Source organism: Pseudomonas sp. W5-36 (genome assembly GCF_046540455.1).
GTDB classification, from domain to species: Bacteria; Pseudomonadota; Gammaproteobacteria; order Pseudomonadales; family Pseudomonadaceae; genus Aquipseudomonas; species Aquipseudomonas graminis_B.
In genome coordinates this window covers 66,431-74,242 of the sequence record NZ_JAXCIQ010000025.1, presented here as the reverse complement: position 1 = coordinate 74,242, position 7,812 = coordinate 66,431, and the positions used below count along the sequence as shown (strand labels likewise).

General features: G+C 59.7%; 7 protein-coding genes. 6 read left to right on the top strand and 1 reads right to left on the bottom strand.

Going from position 1 to position 7,812, the window contains the following annotated elements; genetic code table 11:
- Positions 1-154: 154 nt before the first annotated feature.
- Positions 155-1,099, bottom strand: a complete 945-nt coding sequence (gene epsC, locus SLW74_RS25590) for a serine O-acetyltransferase EpsC (RefSeq protein WP_197986109.1) — start codon at positions 1,097-1,099, stop codon at positions 155-157.
- Between the two features lie 215 nt (positions 1,100-1,314).
- Here epsC and SLW74_RS25585 point away from each other — a divergent pair, with 215 nt between their 5' ends.
- The 6 genes from SLW74_RS25585 (at position 1,315) to SLW74_RS25560 (ending at position 7,810) form a co-directional block, all read left to right on the top strand.
- A complete protein-coding gene (locus tag SLW74_RS25585; RefSeq protein WP_410930506.1) occupies positions 1,315-2,316 on the top strand; it encodes a D-cysteine desulfhydrase in 1,002 nt (333 codons plus the stop codon).
- Positions 2,317-2,546: 230 nt separating this feature from the next.
- A complete protein-coding gene (gene tcyJ / locus SLW74_RS25580; RefSeq protein ID WP_410930505.1) occupies positions 2,547-3,344 on the top strand; it encodes a cystine ABC transporter substrate-binding protein in 798 nt (265 codons plus the stop codon).
- A complete protein-coding gene (gene tcyL, locus SLW74_RS25575; protein WP_065991026.1) occupies positions 3,341-4,009 on the top strand; it encodes a cystine ABC transporter permease in 669 nt (222 codons plus the stop codon). Before tcyJ ends, tcyL begins: the two co-directional genes overlap by 4 nt.
- Positions 4,010-4,012: 3 nt before the next feature.
- Positions 4,013-4,756: an L-cystine ABC transporter ATP-binding protein TcyN gene (tcyN, locus tag SLW74_RS25570; RefSeq protein ID WP_065991020.1), complete on the top strand. Its 744-nt coding sequence runs from the start codon at positions 4,013-4,015 to the stop codon at positions 4,754-4,756.
- 571 nt (positions 4,757-5,327) lie between these two features.
- The gene (locus SLW74_RS25565) at positions 5,328-6,062 is read left to right on the top strand and encodes a hypothetical protein (RefSeq protein WP_410930504.1); all 735 of its coding nucleotides are present in this window, start codon (positions 5,328-5,330) and stop codon (positions 6,060-6,062) included.
- Positions 6,063-6,568: 506 nt separating this feature from the next.
- Positions 6,569-7,810 (top strand): SfnB family sulfur acquisition oxidoreductase, encoded by a 1,242-nt coding sequence (locus SLW74_RS25560; protein WP_410930503.1) that lies wholly within the window; start codon positions 6,569-6,571, stop codon positions 7,808-7,810.
- Positions 7,811-7,812: the final 2 nt, after the last annotated feature.

The following is a 7,812-nucleotide window of genomic DNA, read 5'->3' as shown; positions in this document are numbered from 1 at the left end:
TGTCGTTGGCTTCTTAAGAATGCCACCGTGGCGCTACTGACGCCTCGGCTTGGGCGAGTCCATCCAATTACGAAGCGTGCGCGGTGGATCAGCAGGACCGGCTTCAGCCGGGAAGAGGCCAGCGTGCGCACCCCGAAATTTGCGACATGACGGGCTACTTCGGACAGCCATCCTCGTGCTGCAGGCTCGCCTGATTGACGTTGCTGCCCGCCGGGACGCCGCGCGTCAGCCAGACGTTGCCGCCGATGGTCGAGCCCTTGCCGATGGTGATGCGCCCCAGAATCGTGGCGCCCGCATAAATCACCACATCATCTTCGACGATCGGGTGGCGCGCATGGCCCTTCAGCAACTGACCATCCTCATCGGAAGGGAAGCGTTTGGCGCCAAGCGTGACCGCCTGATAAATGCGCACGCGCTCACCGATGATGGCAGTCTCGCCAATCACCACGCCTGTCCCGTGATCGATGAAGAAGCTCGGGCCGATCTGCGCGCCGGGATGAATATCGATGCCGGTCGCGGAATGGGCCAGTTCGGCGCTGATGCGTGCCAGCAGGGGCAAACCGTTGTGATACAGGTGATGGGCCAGACGATGGTGGATCACCGCCAGAATGCCCGGGTAGCACAGCAACACCTCATCCACACTGCGCGCGGCGGGGTCACCGTGATACGCCGCCAGCACGTCGGTGTCGAGGATGCGGCGAATGGTCGGCAGCGCGCTGGCGAAATCCTGAATCAGCCGTTCCGCATGCACGTCCGCGCAGCTGGCATCCTGGCCTTTCTGGCGGGCGGCGTAGCGCAGTTCGAGCCGCGCCTGGTCGAGCAACGAATTCAGCGCCACGTCGAGGGTGTAGCCGACGTAGAAGTCCTCGCTCTCTTCGCGCAGGTCCACCGGCCCCAGCCGCATCGGAAACAGCGCGCCGCACAAGGCATCGAGAATGTCGCGCATGGCCTCCCGCGAAGGCAGCTCGCGGCCGCCCTTCTCGCCGCTGATTCGGCCGTTGCTGGTACGCCAGTCATCACGCGCGGCGCGCAATTCGCCCACAATCCGCTGCAATTGCCAGTGGCCGGTCACGCCCTCGGCGCAGGATTCCGGGGACAGGTCGGGAATAGTGCTCACGCAGATTTCTCCTCAATTCAACGGCGAGTCAGGCTGTAACGGCCGAAGTGGAATCACTCTACGACATCCCTTCGCGGCAAAAAAATAACTATTTTTGTGGGGCTTCTGCTCAGGGGATGAAGGACGGCGGGCGGTTGCCCTGCGGGAAACGTCTGCCTATAGTCCTGCGACTCAATTGCAGACCTGTCGACGCCACCATGATCAAACAACAGCTCGCCCGTTTTAACCGTCTGGAATTGCTCGGCGGCCCGACGCCCTTTGAAAAGCTGGAACGCCTTTCGACCTGGGCCGGCCGCGACATTTACGTGAAACGCGACGACATCACCCCGTTGGCCATGGGCGGCAACAAGCTGCGCAAGCTGGAATACCTCGCGGCCGACGCCTTGGCTCAAGGGTGCGACACGCTGATCACTGCGGGCGCCATTCAGTCCAATCATGTTCGCCAAACCGCCGCCCTCGCCGCCCGTCTTGGCCTGGGTTGTGTCGCCCTGCTGGAAAACCCGATCGCGACTGACGACAGCAATTACCTGGGCAACGGCAATCGCCTGTTGCTGGATTTGTTCGATACCAAAGTCGAATTGGTCGAAAACCTCGACAATGCAGACGACCAGTTGCAGGCACTTGCGAGCCGACTGCGTCTCAGCGGCAAGAAGCCGTACCTGGTGCCGATCGGCGGTTCGAACGCCCTCGGCGCGCTGGGTTATGTGCAGGCCGGTTTTGAACTGGCCGAGCAGATCAAGCAAAGCGGCCTCTCATTTGCAGCCGTCGTCCTCGCGTCGGGCAGTGCCGGTACCCACAGCGGCCTGGCACTTGCGCTGGCTGAAGAACTGCCCGAGCTCCCGGTGATTGGCGTGACCGTGTCGCGCCCGGAAGAAACCCAGGCGCCCAAGGTTCAGCGTCTGGCCGAGCAAACCGTCGAACTGCTGGGCGAATCATTGCCCGCCGCGTTCAAGGTGCAGCTGTGGGACGAATACTTCGGCCCACGGTACGGCGAGCCGAATGCCGGGACGCTGGCGGCGATCCGGCTGGTGGCCAGTCATGAAGGGCTGCTGCTGGACCCGGTCTATACCGGCAAAGCCATGGCCGGACTGCTCGACGGCATTGGCCGGCAGCGTTTCGAAGACGGGCCGATCGTGTTCCTGCACACCGGCGGGGCGCCTGCCTTGTTTGCGTACCAGGGCGTCTTTTCGGCGGCATAGAGCCACCTTCACACTCCTGCTCGCAGGGTTGCACGGGCTTAATATTCCAAAAACTGATAAGCAGTCCGATTTTTATTATTTTTCAGGTCTTGGTTCGGGTCTTATGATCGCCGCCAGCCGGCGCGCAGGGCCTCGCAGGCGACTGAAAAAGCTGGATAAACGCGTGATCCCAACGTAGCTTCGTCGGGTCTGATACTTGCCTGACATTCCAATTAAAACAGGGGACTTTCATGAACATGTCTGCAATCCGCCGCACCTTTCTGTTGTCGGCCTTCAGCCTGGTGCTGGGCACCGGTCTGGTCAGCCAGGCCATGGCTGGCGAACAACTGGCAACGATCAAAAAGAATGAAACCCTCAATGTCGGCCTGGAAGGCACTTATCCCCCGTTCAGCTTCGTGGGTGAAGACGGCAAACTGACCGGTTTTGAAGTCGAGTTCTCTGAAGCACTCGCCAAGGAACTGGGCGTCAAGGTCAAGCTGCAAGCCACGCCGTGGGCTGGCATTCTGGCCGCGCTGGAATCCAAGCGTCTGGATGTGGTAATCAACCAGGTGACCATCTCCGACGAGCGCAAGAAAAAGTACGACTTCTCCGAACCGTACACCGTATCGGGCATTCAAGCGTTGGTGCAGACCAAAGACGTCGGCGTGATCAAAACGGCTGCCGACCTGAAAGGCAAGAAAGTCGGCGTCGGTCTGGGCACCAACTACGAAGAATGGCTCAAAGCCAACGTGCCTGATGCCATCGTCAAAACCTACGACGATGATCCGACCAAGTATCAGGACCTGCGTGTCGGCCGTATCGACGCCATCCTCGTCGATCGCCTCGCTGCACTGGAACTGGTCGCCAAGACCAAGGACAAACTGGCGGTCTCCGGCGAAGCGTTCTCCCGTCAGGAGTCCGGTGTCGCACTGCGCAAGGGCGAGCCTGAATTGCTGGACGCGATCAACAAGGCCATCGACAAGCTGCGCGCCGACGGCACCCTCGCCAAGCTGTCGGACAAGTACTTCAAGGCTGACGTGACCAAATGATTCCAGAGAGCCTTCAGCTCGCGCTGGACTCCGCGCCCTTTTTGCTCAAGGGCGCGTATTACACGGTGGGCTTGAGCCTGGGGTCGATGTTTTTCGGATTGGTGCTGGGCTTCGGCCTGGCACTGATGCGTTTGTCGAAGATCTGGGTCATCAGTGCCGTTGCCAGGGTTTACGTGTCGTTTTTCCGTGGGACGCCGCTTCTCGTCCAGCTGTTCATGATCTATTACGGCTTGCCGGACCTGGGGATTGAACTGGATGCGATCACCGCAGCGCTGATCGGTCTTTCGCTGAACATGGCCGCATATGCCTGCGAAATCCTTCGGGCCGCGATCAGTTCGGTGGACCGAGGGCAATGGGAAGCCGCTGCGAGCATCGGCATGACGCGCGCGCAGACGATGCGCCGCGCCATCTTGCCGCAAGCTGCACGCACCGCGTTGCCGCCACTGGGTAACAGCTTTATTTCGCTGGTGAAGGACACGGCGATGGCCGCCACCATTCAGGTGCCGGAAGTGTTCCGCCAGGCGCAGCTGATCTCTTCGCGGACGCTGGAAATTTTCACCATGTATTTCACCGTTGCGGTGATCTACTGGGTGCTGTGCAGCATCCTGGCGCATTTCCAAAATCGCCTGGAAGCACGGGCCAACCGCCACGACGTGGAGTCCTGAGGCATGATCACGGTTGAAAAACTGACCAAGCAATTCAAGGGCAACGAAGTGCTCAAGGGCATCGACCTGAAGGTCGAGCCTGGCGAGGTGGTGGCGATCATCGGCCCAAGCGGGTCGGGCAAAACCACTTTGTTGCGCTGCCTGAACCTGCTGGAAGTGCCCACGAGCGGCAGCATTGTCGTGGGCGACATCAAAGTCGATTTGAGCCGTCCGCTGAGCCAGCAACAGGGACTGATCCGGCAACTGCGCCAGCATGTCGGGTTCGTCTTCCAGAACTTCAATCTGTTCCCCCATCGCACCGCGCTGGAAAACGTCATCGAAGGCCCGACCGTGGTCAAGAAGATGCCGCGCGAGCAGGCCATCGAGCTGGGCCGCGCGCTGCTGGCGAAAGTCGGCCTCGCGGGGAAAGAGGACGCTTATCCGCGTCGGCTGTCTGGCGGCCAACAACAGCGGGTGGCGATTGCCCGTGCGCTGGCCATGGAGCCTGAAGTCATTCTGTTCGATGAACCGACGTCTGCGCTCGATCCCGAGCTGGTGGGCGAGGTGCTGAATACGATTCACGCCCTGGCGCTGGAGAAACGCACGATGGTGATCGTGACCCACGAAATGAGCTTCGCGCGGGACGTCGCCAACCGGGTGATTTTCATCGACAAGGGCGTCATCGTTGAACAGGGTGAGGCGAAAGCGCTGTTTGCCAATCCCAAAGAAGAACGCACAAGGCAGTTTCTTGAGCGCAGCAGGAACTAGTCCGACACGATATGTGTTCAAAACGGCGCCAACAGGCGCCGTTTTCTTTGTCGTTCATATTTAGAAAAGCGTTGATCCACTAAAAGTCTTACTGTTTCGACGCCGGCTAACCGCCGCACATCTATCTATTTTTTCTATATGTACAGCCCTCACTCTCTCCGCTTCCCCGCAACGTTGATTGACCATTTCTCCGCCCACAAATAACTGCCGCTGACACTTTTCATCCACTCGCTGGCTGTCAAAGGCGGCACGCCCGGCCGCTCAGGTAGGACCGGAGTCGTAACTCCCTCCCATAAGCAACGCCCGAGTGTAGGAAACTTCTGCATTTGTCTCTCACAGACTTTAAAAACTTAAATGCCGTTGACACAAACACCGCAACACAATTAGCTGAAATCGCTCCGTGTTTATTTTCTTTCCCAAACGGCAACTCACCAATTGCCACCGTTTGTAATGTTTGCCATGCCTGCGCATCCCGGCGTGTACTAGTGCCAGTCGTTTCCACGTTGCAGTTGCGATGAATTAACTACCTGACTTGCCTTGACCCAGGCACACATTCGAAGAGTATTAAAAGATGATCCATACCCCTGTAATGACTCAGTCTTTCAAGTTGATGGCCCCGTATCTCCCACAGTCGAACAAGCACGGGATTGGCGCCCTTGCGGCGGCCGATCTGCAGGTACACATTGACCCCTGGCCAGAAATGGACTGTGGTGACTTGATCGAATTGTTTTGGGGAGGTTGTTATGCCGCGTCAAAACTTTTATCGGAGTCCGACATCGGGCATACATCCGTCCTACATGTACCCGAAAGTTTTCTTCGAAGCGGAAAAGTTAAAACCTACTATCGCGTTACCAAAATTGGCAGCGAACCCATTAAGTCTCCTGGCGCCAAACTGTGGGTCAAACTGGAGACTCCCGGCGGTCAATTGGTCAGCGGCGAGGGCGATGAGAATCAGGGGCTGGCACCAGTGACCTTCGCCGAGTCGGTCATGCACGACGGTTTGACGGCGCGCCATTTCGATGAGGGCGTGCAGCTCACCCTCGACGCCTATCCCAACATGGATGCCTACGACGAGATCACCCTGCGCTGGGGCGACCTGCGTCTGGACTTGCCACCCCTCACTCAGGATGACGTCGGCCGGCCTATCGTTGTTGAAATACCGGCAGAGCTGGTGCGCGAGACCGGCGATGATCCCCATCTGGAGGTGAGCTACTGCGTGATTGACCGGGTCGGCAACAACTCGCGCTGGGCGCCGGCACGGCTGATCAAGGTATCGACCGACGTGATCTATGGGGCCGAAGTTTGATATCGACCCTGCCCAGAACGCTGTCGCGGCGCACCTTCTGCGCGCTGCGACACGTGTGCTGCCCGCCACATGCCCGCCACATGGCGTCGTGCAATGTGAACAACTCCACAGATCCGCAGAGGAGAAGAAAGCTCCCACATCATCTGCATCAGCGTCCTACAAATTCCTCCCTCGTCCAGCGAAGACTGACTGCTAGCCTGCGGTGAAACCCTTCACGAGGTGTTCGCCATGCCCTGCAGACATATCGTCAAGTACATGATTCTGGCGCTGGCTTTCGGCTCATGCCTGACCTACACCCAAGCCACGGCGTTGGGGACGGCCGCCGCCATTTCGCCTTCTATGCTTATGCCTAAATGTGAGTTTATTTAATGTTTATACACGCTTAGGGTATATGCACCGGACCACCGGACCATCGTCAATTTTCCCGCCGCCATTGCGGTATTGATTCGAGGTTCGAATGGTCAAGCACAACGACCCCAGTGCTCGCGCTCGAGAAGGTCACCACCATGACTGATCTGAACGCCCTTTCTGTCCAGCACACCCTGGACGTGGCTCCTCCCCTGCTTCCTGCCAACGTATTGCGTAACGACGCCGACGCCATTGCCGCGGCCCATGAACTGGCCGCGATCGTGCGCCCCAATGCCGCTACGCGAGACCGCGAGCGGCAACTGCCCTGGTCGGAAATCGAACTGTTTACCCGCAGCGGTCTGGGTAGCATCTCGGTGCCGCGCGCGTACGGCGGGCCCCAAGTGTCGTTCGTCACAGTGGCCGAGGTTTTCGCCATCCTCTCGGCAGCTGACCCTGCCGTGGGCCAGATTCCACAGAACCACTTCGGCATCCTCTACTCGCTGACGGGCAGCGCCTCAGAGGCTCAGAAGGAAACCCTTTTCGCCAGCATCCTGGGCGGCGCACGCATCGGCAACGGCGGCCCCGAGCGAGGAACCAAAAACACCCTCGACGTGCGAACCCGACTGACTGCGGACGGTGATCATTATTGGCTCAACGGCCGCAAGTTCTACTCGACGGGCGCGCTGTTCGCCCACTGGGTGGCGGTCAAGGCCATCAATGACGACGGCAAACAGGTGCTGGTGTTCGTGCCACGCGGAACGCCGGGGCTGCACATCATCGATGATTGGTCCGGCTTCGGTCAGCGCACCACCGCCAGCGGCAGCGTGCTGCTGGAAAACGTGCGCGTGAGTGGCGAGCTGGTTGTTGATAACTGGAAGCTGGGGCTGACACCGAACATCCAGGGCGCGGTTTCGCAGCTGATTCAGGCGGCCATCGATGCGGGCATTGCCCGGGAAGCCATCGACGAAAGCATCCGTTTTGTGCGCGAGCGTTCACGGCCATGGATCGACGCCAATGTGGAGCGCGCCAGTGACGATCCCTATGTGATCGCCGACATCGGCAAGCTAAAGCTCGAACTGCACGCCGCCGAGGCGCTGTTGCGCAAGGCCGGTCGCGTGCTCGATGACATTGCCGCCGCCCCCATCGACGAACACTCAGCGGCGCGGGCGTCCATCGTGGTCGCCGAAGCCAAGGTGCTGACCACTCAGATCGCCCTGCTCGCCAGTGAAAAACTGTTCGAGCTGTCGGGCAGTCGCGCGACGCTGGCTGAATTCAATCTGGATCGGCACTGGCGCAACGCGCGGGTTCATACCCTCCATGACCCGGTGCGCTGGAAGGTGCACGCCGTCGGCGCCTGGCACCTGAACGGCACCCTGCCTGCCCGTCATTCCTGGATATAACC